Genomic DNA, 14426 nt, shown 5'->3' on the forward strand with positions numbered 1-14426 from the left:
AATTTTCAGAAATTATCGCTTCTTAATTCTAGTAGACAATTGAAAGATGAATCTTGTCTTTTTTCAGATTCTGAACCATTTCAACGGCTTTCTGTCTTTGGAAAACGTAATATGCCAACTCTTTTGAAGGGCTGAACAGTGCCAATTTTCCATTGTATTCTTTAACATATCTGTTGTAATACATTCCTTCTTCAGATTTGAACAAATATATTTTACGATGATTCGCCGTTTTTATCCAATATTCCAGCCTGTCTTTGCATAAGTCAGCTTCATTTTTCAGCTTTACCGAAAAAACTTCGTTTCCTTCAAACGAATTATCTTTAAATATCAAATTGAAATTATTGGCAAAGCAACTCAGTACAATATTTTCATCATTTACAATCAATGGATTATTCATATCTCCCAAAAGATGAACAGAAATTTCATTCATCTTAAAAAATTGTTTGATATAAAAATTACGTCTTGCAATATCGGTAAAAAGCTGTTTTTGCGTATCCTCTTTCATTAGATGTTTTTACTATCCTGCAAAAATACTATTTTTTACCTATTAAAACAATTTAAAATAATATAACTATTGTTTAGAAAATATTTTTATCTTTACAGCGTAATCATTCGTGATGAAAAAAATTATAAAATTTGTGATTTACGGTTCCTTGGCGTTTTACATTTTCTTGTTTTCGTTCATAGGTACTATTACGGACAATAATGATGCAAGAAAAATATCTCTTGCCCTGCTTATTATCGTCGTTGGCTGTTTGGTCTTCAAGAACCCTTTAAAAAAGTTCGTAAAGAAGATTTTTACTTGAAATTTATTTTGGACGATAATACAAGAGGCTGCCTTTTGGCAGCCTCGTTTTTTGACATATTGTTAAGTTTTCAGAAAACGATTAACCTTTACATCGTGAGGTTTTGATTATTAATGTTCACTTGGAAGCAATAAGACACCACCTTCTTTCCAAATGGTAAACTCTTGAAAGAAAAAATTGGAGAAAGGAACGTTTTTCTCAGCCAGTATATTATCATCACCATCTGTTCCGGAAATTCTGAATTGATTTCCTTCTTCTCTTTCAAGTTTCCAAACTTGGAATTCTTCATTTTTAAGGTTTCCAGATAGTTGATACGATGCGATGACGTCAAGGAACCAAAAGCATTCTTCTTTTTCGGCGATGGTTTTGATACCATCAGTTAAAAGCAAGCCTAATAAATAGGAATAATAATGTTCTGTTCCTGTGAAATCACAGTAGAAATCATTGGCTGAAATGTTTGGATTTTTCATAAGATTGAAATTTTAATTGTTAAGATTTTGAATTGATTTTTTTGATGATTTCATAAATGAGAAAGCCGGATTTAACCGGCAGTTTATTCTTCTAAATAGTTGATGATTTCGTACATCATATTTTCCCATGCAAACCAAGTTAACCAGTTTTGCAATTGCTCCGGATCTGATGGTTTTTTCAAAGGTTCTCCAGTTTCTTGTTCAAATGCTGATAATTGTTCAAGAATTTGCCAAACATTCTTTTTTGCGAATTTGCAGGTATCAGCGTAGTAAATCATTCCGGGAACAGCTCCTGTATTGGCTGCGTAATAATCATTGGGATATTTTTTTACTTCATCAAATGAAACATTTCCTTGTTTCCATACTTTTCTGAAGAGTTCGGGATTTGAACAATTGTTGAAAAAATCTGAGAGTGTTTTATTGGTTTTCATAATTGAAATATTTAATTGTTAATAGATTTTCGTCTAATCAGTAATTCGTTTTTCTTTGCCAAAGACGATAGAAATCCTGTTTCAGAGCAAAACCGAAATGGAAGTATGAAATGAAGGTTCAAAATCTTTTTGTCCGAAGGATTTAGGAGTGTCTGAAAAAATGATTGGAGCTTGCTGAAGGAATTTTTATAGAAACCCAAAAAGATTTTTTTGAGCAGAAACGGGATTTATACTTTTGCAAACTGAAAACGAACACCGTGTTAGTCAGAAATCACAATAAGTTTAGAATATATTTTGCAAAGACAGATTCAATGAAAAAGATTCAGAAATAGATTTTTGTAACTTTGAAAAAAAGGAACACATAAAGATTCTATGTTATCAGAAGAAGAATTTTACCGGCAAGAAGTCATTGATATGACCAACCATTTGTATCTCAGGATGTCAGAAAGCGTTCTGTCAGAACAAGAGTTTGGTATTATGAAAAAAACTATTACTGGAAAAACAACTCATTTCATCTCTTGCAAAAGAGTATAAAATGAAGGAAATAGATATAAGGATGCTTTACAATAATGTATTTTTAAAAATGAAATCGGTGATGTCCAAAAATATTTTGAAGGATAATCTCATTGCCCTGCAGGAACAAAAAATAATGTTTCTTGAAAAAGAAATTTACCTTTTTAAAAAAGAAATCGAGGATATGGTTCAGTTTTATGATGATAAAAGCGAAGCGTTCTTAAACCATCCATCGAAGAAAAAAGATCCTCCTTTCAATTTTTTAGGAAATAAGCTTGAATAACTTAATAATTTAGAGAAATAAAATAAAACTCTGCAACCTTTTTTCAAAAACATCTCAAGCCAAAGCCGGGCAATGTTTTTGAAATGGGGTTGAATCCGCTTAAACCGCAAAAATGCGTTTCCGACCAAAGGAAGGAATTGCATTTTTGCCGCCCGATTTTCATCAGACGGCAAAAATCACAACTTAATCGGTTGGGTTCTGAAATCTTTCAGATTGAGAAAAAAACCTCTGTTTTCAGTCGTTCCGTTTCGGAAAAGATTCCACAAAAGAGAACTTCCCATTTGTGCCAAAGTGGAATTGATAAACAAATCCTGTTTTTCGAGTGCTTCCGCTAAACTGCAACTCGGTGTATCATCTTCCAATTCGGAAAGTTTTAAAAGTTCTCCAAATTCTTCGGTTACAAAAGGTAAATTAGCAACCGTTTTGTATTTTTCCGATTCGGGTTGCCTGATATCTCCAATCGTTGAAATCAAAACTTGTCCAGAATATTGATTATTGCCATAATCCATCCAATAACGTGGACGGTTGGAATAAGTACTCCGATTGTCCAGACTTTTCAAAATATCAGCAATTTCAAATCTTGATTTTACACTGTCCACACAGGAAACATAAATACTTGCCCTTGCATTTTCGGGCAATTGGTTCAATCCTTTCCTTTCAAATTTTACGGTTTCGGCTTTCCAATTCGTACCGAAAAATCGGTTAACTTTATTAATCAAAGCAACTGATTTATACAATCCCAATTCACTTTCCGCAAACAATTGTCTGCCCAAATTCGCTTCTGTGATGACATCATCATCCCACAATCTTACGGATAATCCTGCGTGATTTAGTTCCGTTAAAGCGTGGTTCATTCTTGCCAATGCGGTCAAAACCTGCGAACCTGTTCCGCCTGCTCCAATTAGGTTTACCAAAATTGGATTGGTCGGATTTAACAGATAATTATCCGTGAAATGAACTTTAGGTCGTGGTTCTTTATTTAGGGCAGTTTCTATTTCGAGTTTTGCTTCTGTTTTAGTTTCAAATTCTGTATTCATCAGAGTAAATTTTTTAAGATTTTATTTGTGGTTTTCAGCACTTCTTTTGGAAAGATTTTTCCCGTATTGACAAGGTTTCTCCAAAGATTGACACAGTTTCCGTTTATCGGATTATGCTCATTCATCAAATGACTGAAATAAGAATTGAAAAAATAATCTTCCCACTTCTCCGTAAATTCCTCCACCGAAGCGGATTTTTGAATATTCACATCCACCGTTCCCATACAGACTTTGCCATTTTCATACACATTGAAAAATGGTGCGTGGTATAACTTGGTTTTCTCGGTCGGTCTTCTGTTGTTAGAAAGAACAAAAACACTTAGACTTCGTCTGTTAGCGAACCAAAGCATTGGAGGGATTTCCGCAATTCCATTGGGTATTTCTAAATTTTCAACAAAATACAATTGCCGTTTCATTGCTTTGGTGTACCATAAAACCGAACCGTTTTCACTTGGATTGATATGTAAAATGTTGGTTGGCAAAATCCCTTTCGACTTTAGAAAATCATTACTTTTTTCCTTTTTTGTGTTTAGACTTAATGCTTTTAACAATATTTTAGCTTCGTTTTCGGTCAAAGGATGAGCGTTGATTGGATTTCCATTTTTGTCCATATCAAAATGCTCCACATAAATATCTCTGTTTCTTTTATCGGTCTGATAAAAAATCAATGCAGATGTCGGGTGGTAAAGTGTTCCAAAATTTTGTGTAATATCTTTCATTTTATCTATTAAAAATTGTTCAAAATGTAAATAAGTTCTTCAATTAACGGAAACAAACGGTTTTCAAAATCAAGGTTGTTATTTGTGAGTGTACTTCCGTCAAATTTTTTGATGATAATTGGTTCTTCCATTATGTTGCATTCTTGAAACTCGATGTTTACGGTTTCAAAAAGACTTTGAAATAATTCGCCTTTTGCATCTGCACAAAAAGAAACATACTTGTCCATTGATAAAATATTCTCTCTTTCATATTCGTCTGCTTCTCCATTGGGTTGTGAGTTTCGGTAAATGGTAGCATTTGGATATTGCTTGTAAAGAGAGAAAAATTTACTTGCCAACATAAAACAATCCTTATCAAATTTATCTTTGATTTTGAATTGGTTTAAATATTCTTCTAATCGGCTTAAATTATGGTGGCTGTAAATTTTCTGTCCCATAAAATCGCCCAACTGTTCTGCCTGTTTTATTTCAGATTGATATTTGGGAAGTTCCTCATTCTCTTCATCGGATATGAGCCATTCCGCTACCATTTCGTACATCCAAAATAGGTAAGTGTCCTGTTTTCGGTAGTAAGGAACTTCTGCAATATGGTACAAATACGAGCAAACGGATTGTAAAAGCTGTACAGCTTGTTTCCGTTTCGGATTTTTGGACAATCGGTACAAGGGAAGTATAGGAATGTAGTACAAAGTTTGTCCCGTATTGTAGCGTTCCTCGCTTGTGAAATAGGTTTTGCTTTTGTTCTCCATCAATCGGATTTCTTCCCAATTCTTTACCTTATTTTTTAATTGTTTTTGAACATCGTCCAAAGCCAAAGCAAGATTGTAAGGGAATCCAAAATCCTGTGTTGGTTTTGGATTAATACCGTAATGCCCTGCCAATCGTGAAAGAGAATAATAAAAATCACTTTCCGTTTTAGCTGTATTTTTACAATCCTGTGCAGTTTCTGTTTCTTTCAGTTTTGGAAGAAAGGTACATTTCAGAAAACCATCGGAAGTTCTGTTATCGGTACGGATTTTAGCCTGTCTTTCCGTATATCGTTCGCATCTTTTGGCTGTTTCATCCATTCGATGAATCCGCCTAATTGTCGATGTAGTAACCTTTGTTTTTGTTCTTTGGGAAGTTGTATTTTTCCCGATATGATGTTGTATTGCATTCATTTTGTTTTTTGTTTTTTGTTTTTGGCTGTTGGTTGTTGGTTGATGGTTGTCAGCGTTCAGTTTATCATTCTAAAAACAAACAACCATCAACTATCAACCAAATTTTATCCTTTCGTTCCCATTACACTTTCAAATTTGTACTGTACAGTATCTTCTTTGATTTGCGGTGCGGAAACTTTTGCCGTGGTTAAAATTGGATAAGTATTCGCATAGAAATTCATCACAGATTCTACGCTCCATTTTGGTTCGGGGTCAGTCAGTTTTATTTCTTGATTATTGTCTTTCAAAACAAAAACTCTTTCTAATTTTGTGGCTAATAACATTGCTTTGATTTTTAAGGTTGGATGTTTGCAATTGGTTCACTTTCTTTGGCTGGTTCGGTAAAAAGGCTTGGTGCAAAATATCTTTCGTATTCATCTTGCTTTTTGCGGATTTGCTCTGTAAAATAAGGGTGTTCCGAAATTTTTGGCAAAGCTGACCAAGCATCTTTGTATTTCCCCTCTTTTTCAAGTTCCTCCGCTTTTTGAAAGGCTTCTTTGTACTTTTTGTCTTTGGCTTCCTTTTCTTTTTTCTCCTTATCAGATTTTTCCTTTTCCATTGCGGATTTCTTTTTGGCTTCTTCTAATTGTTTCATAAAACTTTCCATATCAACCATTAATCCCGAAGCGGTTTGTAGTGGTGTGGAAACGGTTTCAAAAAAGCCATTGTCCAAATCTTCGGCTGTTCCTCTCAAATTCAAAGGCGGAATTGTTTTTATCGCATCGTCTCCGCACTGCTCGTTATTGAGAAGCACAGAAAGAACGAAACTGTTGTCTGCTGTTGGTCGAAGCGTGATTTGTAAATCTCCTGTTAAGCCCATTTTGGCTATCTGTCTAAAAAAATTGGTTTGCATAATTTTTGGTTTATAGTTAATGGTGGTCGGTTGATGGTTTTAAATTTATTTCGTGAGTTCCCACAGTGAAAATTCTTCTGTCCAAAATTCTTCGCTTGTATGTTTTCCGAAAGCATTGTAAATGGCATTCCCGTTTTTAAAAACCTGCATTTGGTAGCAATTAAGTCGGTTTTCTGGTTGTGAAAATTTCTTTAAATCATCTTTTTCCAATTCGATGAAAATCCTACTTCTTTCTGAAAGCCAATCTTCAACTTCGGGATAATGTTCTTCCGAAAATTTGAAAAATTCTACATTGGTATCGGCATAATTCAGCCATTTTAAATCATCGTCATTTTCTACTAATTTTACGACTTTCAATCTTTTCTTTTGGGTTTTCTTCCATTCGTCCGTGATGTGGAGGATGGCAAATCCGCAGTCGTCCCATTCGCTGTTGGTCATTCCTTTTATGAGTAAATATTCTGTGGGGGTGAGTGATGTTTTCATTGTTAAATTTGTTAAAAAGGCTACCACCGATTAAAGCGGTAGCCGTTGATTGTATTTAATTAAGATTGAAAATTTCTGCACCGTCCTTTACAAAAGCGGTACACAATTCAAACGCTTTCTGTGATTTGAGTTGTGCTGTTCCACCCATTACAATGCTCTGTAATTTGGACTCGTTGTCCCTGTATTTGCGGACATTCTGAAAGTAACCTGTTACCGCATTGTACGCTCCGAACAAAGTACCTTTTGTAGTTTCCATTTGTTGGGTTTCGCTCATCATTGCGTAGGCAAAGGCATCTTCCACCGTGTTTTTAAACATTGTGGAAACTTCGTCCTCGTCTCCTTTTTTCAGTAATTCCAAGGTCTTTTTGTTGGGACAAAGCGAAACTTGAATGAGTTGCTTTACATCATCATCGCTTATCCTTATTTTTGACCATTCATTGAACATTCCCTCCAATTGGTTGCTCATCGTATTGGCTAATCCCATTACTTTGTGGGCGGTCTCAATCCGCTGTTTTGCTCCCGAAGTATGTTTAATTCTGACCACATTGGTCATATTGCGAAGTGAAGCGTTCAGCGTGTTTTGGCAGACAATTCTTACAGGCGTGAAAGCGGCTGTAATGCTTCCGCTTCCATCGTGCGAAGTCGTTAAGAAAATGTATTTTTCAGTAATATCATCGCCATTGCCAACACGGATGTAATCGGGTAATTTGGCTGTGATAAAAATACGTTCTCCTTTGCCCAATGCTCCTGCGGTTTCATACAAAATCCCTTTGTTACTGCCTACAATAGAATCGAAAAAACTAAATGCTTCGCAATTCTGTACGATATGGTAGTCCTTTCCTACAACTCCCAAAACTGCATTGTTATCAGTACGGATATTGGCAAAATAGTCGGGAACATCTAAATCGCTACTTCCTAATTTTAAGCCGTCCTCTGTTTCGATAAGGGTTGAGCCTTTTGTAAATAATGGGGATTTTACCACTTCATAATCCAAACCTGCGAATTTTATTGCTTCTTCGCTTGTCGGATAATCTTCCACGATTTGCCCCAAACCGTGCCACGCTTTTTGTTGTACGCTAAAAAATGAATAACGTCCTGTTCTCTGATTGAAATTGATATTGTGTGCCATTGTCTTGAATTTTTATGTTGTTAAATTTTTAAGGTTTCAAAAAAGAATGAATTAATGAATGAGGTTTTTAGAATGGTAAATCATCATCCGTTTCTTCTGCAAAAGTTTTAGTAGTTTGCGGTTTTGAATCGGATTTTTGGGTGGATTGTTTTTGAGAATCCTCTCTTTTTCCTCCTCCGTGAAGTTTGATTTGTGAAGTATGGAAATTCAGTCCCGACTTGATTTCTCCATCTTTGCCTATCCACGCATTTGAGCTTACTCTGCCCGAAAGTTCCACCAAAGTTCCTTTGGTAAGATATTCGGCTATTTTGGAATTTATCCAATACGAACAATTGTAGTATGTGGTTTGATCTCTGCGTTCGCCTTGTTTGGTTTTGTAGTTGTCATTGATGGCTACTGAAAAATTAACGACTTGTTTGTCGTTTTTCAATGTGTTGATTTCTGCGTTTTTGGTAACTCTACCGATAATTGTGTTCATAACTGTACGTTTTTAAATGGTTAATGGTTAAATTGTTTATTGTTTTTTTCAAATTGTTCACGTTTGTTTGCGTGATGATTTAGAATTTTTTCGAGTGAATTGATTTGGTATCGAGGACACTCGGCATTTCTTTTTTTTACTTTTTTTCCGGATTGGAAAAGCTGTATTTTCTGTTGGGTTTTCTTTTGTTTTTCCGTTGATGTCAAAGAACGTCTGTGTTTGAATTGATTCGTATAACTGAGGTTCCGGCTTTTTCTTTGCCGATGATTATAGGACAGTATCAGGCACACAAAACCCGATTCGATTCCGCTTGATGAAAAACAGAATTCGAATCGGGCTTGAAATCTTTTTGTCCGAAGGATTTAGGAGTGTCTGGAAAAATTGTTGGAGCGAAGTGGAAAGAATTTTTGTAGAAACCCAAAAAGATTTTTTTGAGTGAATGATGCTGTCCTACATTTGCAAACGTAAAAGCCAAACCGCATTTAGGAAGCAGTTCTAAGACGCTCTTATCAATGGAAAATTAATGAAAATTCATTGAGGGAAATGGTCTTTTTCAAGTGTTTAATTTTTTTTGAAAAGATTGAATTTAAATTCGATTACTTTCAATTTTTCGCCTATTTTTTTCTTTTTAAAAGCAAAACTCTTTATCCACAATTTCCTTTTAAATAAAAAAAGACTTTTAATTACTTTTAAATATACTTTTAATGATTCGCTGTATCATCTTACAGCAAGTGGTTTGAGCTACTTTTGGAATGAGTGCTTTTCCGAATTACAAATGAGTGCTTTTCCGAAATTGAGATGAGTGCTTTTCCGAAAACTCCCCGTTTTACGAATGAGTGCTTTTCCGAATTGGTTTTTCAGATGATGGGTAAAACTGATAGTTATCCACAAAATTTAATGCTTTTCCACAATTTTTATGAGTTTCCAAATCTCGGGATGAGTGCTTTTCCGAAAACAGTCTTGAAATTCTTGAGGTTTTAAGATTTCTTTAACTCCAGCGAGTGCTTTTCCGAATTCCGAATGAGTGCTTTTCCGAAATGAAACCTATTTCCTTCTGAATGAACACGATTTTTTTTGTTTTTTAGATAAAATTGTCTTCCGACTATTCACAAAGAACCAGTGAACTGTCATAAGGATTCATTGAATTTCGATTTATCAGATCATTGATAACTTTTTGTATTCACAAAGGGTTTAAAATCCATCATATCAAACATTTGGCTAAAATTTTTAAAATTAAATCTGAATTTTGCAACACGATTTTAATACCAGAAAAATGAAAAAAAACTTCCTTATTCTATCATTGTCATTAGAATCATTACAAACATTCTCGCAGGTCGGAATCAACACCACAGAACCGAAAGCAACCTTGGATGTCGTAGGAAAACCATTGGAAACGAATGTTTTGGATGGTTTGATTGTTCCGAGAATTACAGCATCACAACTCAAATCTAAAAACTACACTTCCGAACAAAAAGGAGCAGTTATCTATGTTACGGAAAATTTTACGGATTCTGCAGATGCAAACGGGCAGGTAGAATGGGTAAAATCGGTTGGGCTTTATGAATTTAACGGAACTCAATGGAAGCGTACCGGAAATCCTGAAGACACTTTATATGATGTCGTTGAAAGAGGAAATTACGCAGGGAGATTTATTTCGTTCACTGGAGATTCCGCCACAAAACAAGGAACGAGAGACGGTGCTTTTGGTTTCAATGCAACAACAAATTCTTATTTTATTGGCAATATGAATCCGAACCAAACCGGACAAAACAATATCGGAATCGGACTGAATGCACTCGAAAATTTAACCTCGGGAAACGGAACGGTAGCCATCGGAAATAATGCTTTCAGAATGTCTTCCGGAACTGTTGGAACTTTGGAAAACGAGTACAACACAGGCGTTGGTTTCAATGTCGGGAATCTTTTCAAAGGTGACCATAGTGTTGCGCTTGGATTCGGTGCATTGAACTCCAATTGGATTGGTGAGCAAAATACCGCAATTGGACAGCAAGCAATGTCTGAAGGCATCGGAACGGAAAAAGCATCTTACAACACGGCGATTGGGAGCAATGCTTTGAGATTGGCCAATCAGCCTTTTGGTAATATTGTGATTGGAAGGTCTGCAGGTGTAAGAATGTCCGGGAAAAATAATGTCATCATCGGGAACTGGGTTGCAGGCTCGCAATTGTATTCGCAGGCTTTCAACAGCAGTAATAAACTGATGATTCACAACCATACTTTTGATTCTTCAGGAAATCTGCCTAATTCTCCTGTCGGAACAAACACGCTTATCTACGGTGATTTTTCTGAACGTTGGTTAAGAATTAACGGGAAATTTCAAATCAATCCTACGTATATTAGTATTGCAGATTCTTCTTATTCAAAAATATTGGTTTACAATCCAGCGACAGGAGAAACAGGAACAAGGGATTACGTAAATATTCCAACTCCGCCTGCATCGGGAAATTATGTTTTGAAAGCTGTTAACGGGAATGTGCAGTGGGTGGTGGAGTAAAAAAATTACTCTTTACAATACCACTCATTCAAATCCTTAAAATTTCTGTAAAGCAGAGAACAATCCTCAACATTTTTATATTGATTGATGATGATTGAAGTAACATATTTGCCGTTAGAATCATTATCAAGAAAAAGATAAATCTTATCATAATCTTTGAGCAATTCTTCAGCTTTGAAAAGCATTGCCGTGGAATTTAGAATTAGAAAATCCGAAGTTGAATGGTCAGATTGTTCTAAATTCCGGTAAGTAAGATAATCGAAAAATCCCTCGAAAATGGCAATTTCGTTGTTTAGATTTTCGTTCTTAATCAAAGTAATGTTTTTCTTTCCCAAACAGATTTTGGAATAGAGATTCCGGATTTCTAATCCATCTGAATTATTGAAAAAACCTATCCCAAAATACCTTTTATCATTCATTTTGTAACGGATTTCTTTCACCAAATGCTTTTGCTCAATGACTTTTCGGGATTCCAGATATTGAATTAATGCAGGGTGCCGCACTTCCGACACATTGAGAATTTCATAGGGCTTTTCGTTTAAATTTTCAGACTTCAATTGATTTTCCCTAACTGAAAAATCAAATTGACCAAGATAATCCAATGCTTCGGAAACGGAACATTTTTTCATCTGCTGAACAATCGAAATCACATCGTAACTTTTTCCTGTTCCAAAATCAAATGCTCTGTTTTTCACAAAATTCACAGAAAGGCTTGGTATTTTTTCGTCTCTATCCAAAGCCAAATAAAAAGCGGTTTTATGATTTTCTTTGACAGGAAACAGATTGAATGACTCCAAAACTGTTCTTATACTCACATTTTCTTTTATTTCTTTGCAATTCATTTTTATTCGTTTTTTTATACAATTACAGGATAACCATTGGGCAAAAGCTTTCCCATTTTGGTATTTTTATACAATTCAATTAAAATTTGCTGAATCTCTTTCAGAAAAAAAGTCCCTTGAAAATGGGTTGATTTTATTCTTTTCTTTCTGCTTTCCTGAATGAAAATCCGATAGGACTTTTCAATCAAATCCCGTGTTTGAGGAGCGTTGCGGTACTGATAGGAAAAAAGTGAATATTCTTCTCGCGTTATCTGATATTTCCTTTTGAAATAATTGAGCCTGTAAGTCATTTCAAGGTATTCCTTTGATTTAGAAATTGATGTTAAATTCAGGATGTTTTCGGTGAAATAAGGCGTGATAAAAATAATATCCGCACGGCATTTATAATGAAAAGAGACGTTGCTGTATTTATCCAGATTGTCTCTCACAGATTTTAAAAATTTAAAACAAAAATCATTGGCAGATTTGTAATTCAAACCGAATTTTTTGTTGAAATTATCCAGTCTCAGGCTCGTTCCGCTTTCAGGAATTTTGGAAAGCCAAATCGCAAATAGGATGTGCTTGTTATTCTTAATATTGTACACCAAGTTGTATAAAATATAATTGTATTCGGGAATCACAATCAGTTTTTTCAGCCAATAGCTGTTGATGAGGAAACTTGTAAAACCTCTCTGGTCGTAGCTTGGCGTAGAAATAAGCCCGCCAAAAGTTTTGATTTCTTTCCCTTTGGAATTGACCGATTTGTACCAACCCATTTTGAATTTGGCCAAAAATTCGTAGGCTTCAATCACCTGTTTTGTAGAACCACTTGGCGAGATTTTATTGTTTCTGATTTTCATCAAGGCAAAAATGTTATTTTCGGTCTCAAATTCTTCATCGAAAAGCGAAAGCTGTTTTGGACGGTCTTCCGGACGGAATTGTTCGTTGCTGATAATCGAAATGATATTAAAAATCACTCGCAGCGCATTAATCGGAATGTCCGTAATCTGATTGTTTTCAAAAATAAAGTCATCCACAAAATGATTTCCTAAGCGAATCCGTTCCAGAAGTATTTCGCTATGAAATTCCTTGCGGATGATTTTAGAATCTTTTTCGGCAAACGACATTTTTAACTTCAAAAATTTAATGAATTATCCGTTGGGATTTTATGATTTCTCACCAATTCTAAAACCTTATCCACTTCCACAATGATTTTTCTGCCGTCCTGAATAATGGCATCGTCGATTTTCCCGCTTTTCTTCAGTCTTTGAGCAGAAGAAACGCTGCACCCGAATAATTTGGCAATACCTTTCAGCCCGTAAACGTAGTTTTGTTCTTGGGGATTTGTTTTGGAATTTTCTTTATTTCGATGGAATTTTGATTCTGAAAGACCAAAATATATTAATTGCAACAATTCATCACCGGTCATCTGCCAGACTGCTTTCTGTTTTAGTTCGGATAATTTCATAGAGGAAATCGATTTATTTATTGTTTCTTCTATGATTTTTTATCATCCTTTCGGCATCTTCTATCGTAAATATGCGGTGTTGCTTAATCCACTCGTGAATCTCTTCTTTGAAAAAAAGAAGCACACCATTGGTCGGTTTGCAATGGGGAATAAGTTTGCGTGAAGTGAGCTTATAAAGAAGGCTTTCGGAGATTTTAAGATAAGAAATCAGTTCCGAACTATTGAAAACTTCTTTGTTATTGATGTAATTCTGATGAACCAGCTTTTTGATTTCGTTCAGTTCCTGCTGTAATTGGATTTGTGTCATATTGTAGAAATTTGACACGAAAATAGACAGGTAGAACAGGATGAAAAGGGCAAAAGTTATGTAGCATAACTTTATTTTTTCAAAACATAACTTTACCTCAAAATTTCAGAGATTTTTGCTTGTATTTTCTTGATTTCTTTCCGTTTGGAAATAGCATTGATAGATTGGTAATTCACTTTTCGGAACTCGTCGTTCTTGTAATAATAGAAATAATTGCAAAGGTTTTTAGTTTCAATTCCCAAGATTGGTCTGAACAGTTCGTGAATAATATATCCTGCCACTTTTTGGTCGCAGGTTAAATATATCAGATTATCACAAGACTTTGTCCGTGACAAAGATTGAAAAGCTTTGGTGAAATATGATTTGGAAAAGCAGTCAAAATCTAAGCTGTTGATTTTTTCAGGATTAATTAATGAAGAGTCCAAAAGATTATTTTCCAGTACAACCGAGTATAACAAATCCAGTTTTTCCACATCTATTACTTTGGAAATGTCTTGACTTATATTTTTAACAGTTTCAGTTGGCTCGTTTTTATAAGTTGTTTTCAAATATTTTTTCTTCAGGGCAAAAAAATCTTTTCCTTTGACCTGATAATAAACCGGAGGAATCAATAACAGCAAAACTAAGATTGTGAAGAAGACATAGAAATAAAAAACAATTTTAATTTCGGTATAAAGAATTATATTTTGATAAGTAAAATAGGCAGGAATAAAAAACAGGTTGAAAATCCAAAAAAATCTGGAGTTAAGAAATCTATCAAAATTTTCTTTAAATCTATTTCTAAAGTCTCCAATCAAAGCGTGAAATTCAAACAAATATTTTTCCATTGATTATCTTTTGAAGGCAAATATCTGAAAAGAAATGAAATTTTAAGTAATTTTGTTTCCGCCTATTTGGGATCAATCTCAAACCTT

18 protein-coding genes are annotated in these 14426 nt (G+C 34.7%); 2 read left to right on the forward strand and 16 right to left on the reverse strand.

Going from position 1 to position 14426, the window contains the following annotated elements; translation table 11 throughout:
• Positions 1–28: 28 nt before the first annotated feature.
• The 3 genes from EGH73_RS02865 to EGH73_RS02880 form a co-directional block, all read right to left on the reverse strand.
• The gene (locus EGH73_RS02865; RefSeq protein ID WP_123280601.1) at positions 29–505 is read right to left on the reverse strand and encodes a hypothetical protein; all 477 of its coding nucleotides are present in this window, start codon (positions 503–505) and stop codon (positions 29–31) included.
• A gap of 411 nt (positions 506–916) precedes the next feature.
• Positions 917–1276, reverse strand: a complete 360-nt coding sequence (locus EGH73_RS02875; RefSeq protein WP_123280603.1) for a DUF6876 family protein — start codon at positions 1274–1276, stop codon at positions 917–919.
• A gap of 83 nt (positions 1277–1359) precedes the next feature.
• Entirely contained in the window at positions 1360–1707 is a 348-nt protein-coding gene (locus tag EGH73_RS02880; protein WP_123280604.1) for a DUF7222 domain-containing protein, read from the reverse strand.
• Between the two features lie 535 nt (positions 1708–2242).
• Here EGH73_RS02880 and EGH73_RS02885 point away from each other — a divergent pair.
• Positions 2243–2503 (forward strand): hypothetical protein, encoded by a 261-nt coding sequence (locus EGH73_RS02885; protein WP_123280605.1) that lies wholly within the window; start codon positions 2243–2245, stop codon positions 2501–2503.
• A 176-nt stretch (positions 2504–2679) separates the two neighbouring features.
• Here the strand turns inward: EGH73_RS02885 and EGH73_RS02890 are convergent, their stop codons facing one another.
• The 8 genes from EGH73_RS02890 to EGH73_RS02925 all read right to left on the reverse strand — a co-directional run bounded on the left by EGH73_RS02890 (position 2680) and on the right by EGH73_RS02925 (position 8401).
• Positions 2680–3540, reverse strand: a complete 861-nt coding sequence (locus EGH73_RS02890) for a PRTRC system ThiF family protein (protein WP_123280606.1) — start codon at positions 3538–3540, stop codon at positions 2680–2682.
• Entirely contained in the window at positions 3540–4259 is a 720-nt protein-coding gene (locus tag EGH73_RS02895; RefSeq protein ID WP_123280607.1) for a PRTRC system protein B, read from the reverse strand. The genes EGH73_RS02890 and EGH73_RS02895 overlap by 1 nt, the downstream gene beginning before the upstream one ends.
• Before the next feature lie 8 nt (positions 4260–4267).
• Positions 4268–5419 (reverse strand): hypothetical protein, encoded by a 1152-nt coding sequence (locus tag EGH73_RS02900; protein ID WP_123280608.1) that lies wholly within the window; start codon positions 5417–5419, stop codon positions 4268–4270.
• 104 nt (positions 5420–5523) lie between these two features.
• Positions 5524–5742 (reverse strand): PRTRC system protein C, encoded by a 219-nt coding sequence (locus EGH73_RS02905; RefSeq protein ID WP_123280609.1) that lies wholly within the window; start codon positions 5740–5742, stop codon positions 5524–5526.
• A gap of 11 nt (positions 5743–5753) precedes the next feature.
• Positions 5754–6311: a PRTRC system protein E gene (locus EGH73_RS02910; protein WP_123280610.1), complete on the reverse strand. Its 558-nt coding sequence runs from the start codon at positions 6309–6311 to the stop codon at positions 5754–5756.
• A 45-nt stretch (positions 6312–6356) separates the two neighbouring features.
• Positions 6357–6794 (reverse strand): hypothetical protein, encoded by a 438-nt coding sequence (locus tag EGH73_RS02915; RefSeq protein ID WP_123280611.1) that lies wholly within the window; start codon positions 6792–6794, stop codon positions 6357–6359.
• Positions 6795–6849: 55 nt separating this feature from the next.
• Entirely contained in the window at positions 6850–7923 is a 1074-nt protein-coding gene (locus EGH73_RS02920) for a DUF932 domain-containing protein (protein ID WP_123280612.1), read from the reverse strand.
• Between the two features lie 67 nt (positions 7924–7990).
• Positions 7991–8401 (reverse strand): single-stranded DNA-binding protein, encoded by a 411-nt coding sequence (locus EGH73_RS02925; protein ID WP_123280613.1) that lies wholly within the window; start codon positions 8399–8401, stop codon positions 7991–7993.
• Positions 8402–9674: 1273 nt separating this feature from the next.
• On the opposite strand from EGH73_RS02925, the gene EGH73_RS02945 reads away from it, so the two are divergent.
• Positions 9675–10916: a hypothetical protein gene (locus tag EGH73_RS02945; protein ID WP_123280617.1), complete on the forward strand. Its 1242-nt coding sequence runs from the start codon at positions 9675–9677 to the stop codon at positions 10914–10916.
• A 5-nt stretch (positions 10917–10921) separates the two neighbouring features.
• On the opposite strand, the gene EGH73_RS02950 is transcribed toward EGH73_RS02945, so the two are convergent.
• The 5 genes from EGH73_RS02950 to EGH73_RS02970 form a co-directional block, all read right to left on the reverse strand.
• The gene (locus EGH73_RS02950) at positions 10922–11758 is read right to left on the reverse strand and encodes a toprim domain-containing protein (protein WP_123280618.1); all 837 of its coding nucleotides are present in this window, start codon (positions 11756–11758) and stop codon (positions 10922–10924) included.
• A gap of 14 nt (positions 11759–11772) precedes the next feature.
• The gene (locus tag EGH73_RS02955; RefSeq protein ID WP_123280619.1) at positions 11773–12864 is read right to left on the reverse strand and encodes a hypothetical protein; all 1092 of its coding nucleotides are present in this window, start codon (positions 12862–12864) and stop codon (positions 11773–11775) included.
• Positions 12865–12872: 8 nt separating this feature from the next.
• Entirely contained in the window at positions 12873–13205 is a 333-nt protein-coding gene (locus tag EGH73_RS02960; protein WP_123280620.1) for a DUF3853 family protein, read from the reverse strand.
• Between the two features lie 13 nt (positions 13206–13218).
• A complete protein-coding gene (locus EGH73_RS02965; protein ID WP_123280621.1) occupies positions 13219–13512 on the reverse strand; it encodes a helix-turn-helix transcriptional regulator in 294 nt (97 codons plus the stop codon).
• Positions 13513–13604: 92 nt separating this feature from the next.
• Positions 13605–14339 carry a hypothetical protein gene (locus EGH73_RS02970; protein ID WP_123280622.1) on the reverse strand — a complete coding sequence of 245 codons (735 nt, stop codon included), beginning with the start codon at positions 14337–14339 and terminating at the stop codon, positions 13605–13607.
• Between the last annotated feature and the right edge of the window lie 87 nt (positions 14340–14426).

It is taken from the genome of Epilithonimonas hominis, from assembly GCF_003730015.1.
GTDB classification, from domain to species: domain Bacteria; phylum Bacteroidota; class Bacteroidia; order Flavobacteriales; family Weeksellaceae; genus Epilithonimonas; species Epilithonimonas hominis.

What these genes read in the sequence shown, in the direction of transcription:
- EGH73_RS02890 (WP_123280606.1), bottom strand. Translation starts at nt 3,540, where the DNA reads ATGAATACAGAATTTGAAACTAAAACAGAAGCAAAACTCGAAATAGAA.
- EGH73_RS02875 (WP_123280603.1), bottom strand. Translation starts at nt 1,276, where the DNA reads ATGAAAAATCCAAACATTTCAGCCAATGATTTCTACTGTGATTTCACA.
- EGH73_RS02885 (WP_123280605.1), top strand. Translation starts at nt 2,243, where the DNA reads ATGAAGGAAATAGATATAAGGATGCTTTACAATAATGTATTTTTAAAA.
- EGH73_RS02865 (WP_123280601.1), bottom strand. Translation starts at nt 505, where the DNA reads ATGAAAGAGGATACGCAAAAACAGCTTTTTACCGATATTGCAAGACGT.
- EGH73_RS02920 (WP_123280612.1), bottom strand. Translation starts at nt 7,923, where the DNA reads ATGGCACACAATATCAATTTCAATCAGAGAACAGGACGTTATTCATTT.
- EGH73_RS02965 (WP_123280621.1), bottom strand. Translation starts at nt 13,512, where the DNA reads ATGACACAAATCCAATTACAGCAGGAACTGAACGAAATCAAAAAGCTG.
- EGH73_RS02950 (WP_123280618.1), bottom strand. Translation starts at nt 11,758, where the DNA reads ATGAATTGCAAAGAAATAAAAGAAAATGTGAGTATAAGAACAGTTTTG.
- EGH73_RS02970 (WP_123280622.1), bottom strand. Translation starts at nt 14,339, where the DNA reads ATGGAAAAATATTTGTTTGAATTTCACGCTTTGATTGGAGACTTTAGA.
- EGH73_RS02895 (WP_123280607.1), bottom strand. Translation starts at nt 4,259, where the DNA reads ATGAAAGATATTACACAAAATTTTGGAACACTTTACCACCCGACATCT.
- EGH73_RS02960 (WP_123280620.1), bottom strand. Translation starts at nt 13,205, where the DNA reads ATGAAATTATCCGAACTAAAACAGAAAGCAGTCTGGCAGATGACCGGT.
- EGH73_RS02905 (WP_123280609.1), bottom strand. Translation starts at nt 5,742, where the DNA reads ATGTTATTAGCCACAAAATTAGAAAGAGTTTTTGTTTTGAAAGACAAT.
- EGH73_RS02945 (WP_123280617.1), top strand. Translation starts at nt 9,675, where the DNA reads ATGAAAAAAAACTTCCTTATTCTATCATTGTCATTAGAATCATTACAA.
- EGH73_RS02925 (WP_123280613.1), bottom strand. Translation starts at nt 8,401, where the DNA reads ATGAACACAATTATCGGTAGAGTTACCAAAAACGCAGAAATCAACACA.
- EGH73_RS02955 (WP_123280619.1), bottom strand. Translation starts at nt 12,864, where the DNA reads ATGTCGTTTGCCGAAAAAGATTCTAAAATCATCCGCAAGGAATTTCAT.
- EGH73_RS02915 (WP_123280611.1), bottom strand. Translation starts at nt 6,794, where the DNA reads ATGAAAACATCACTCACCCCCACAGAATATTTACTCATAAAAGGAATG.
- EGH73_RS02900 (WP_123280608.1), bottom strand. Translation starts at nt 5,419, where the DNA reads ATGAATGCAATACAACATCATATCGGGAAAAATACAACTTCCCAAAGA.
- EGH73_RS02910 (WP_123280610.1), bottom strand. Translation starts at nt 6,311, where the DNA reads ATGCAAACCAATTTTTTTAGACAGATAGCCAAAATGGGCTTAACAGGA.
- EGH73_RS02880 (WP_123280604.1), bottom strand. Translation starts at nt 1,707, where the DNA reads ATGAAAACCAATAAAACACTCTCAGATTTTTTCAACAATTGTTCAAAT.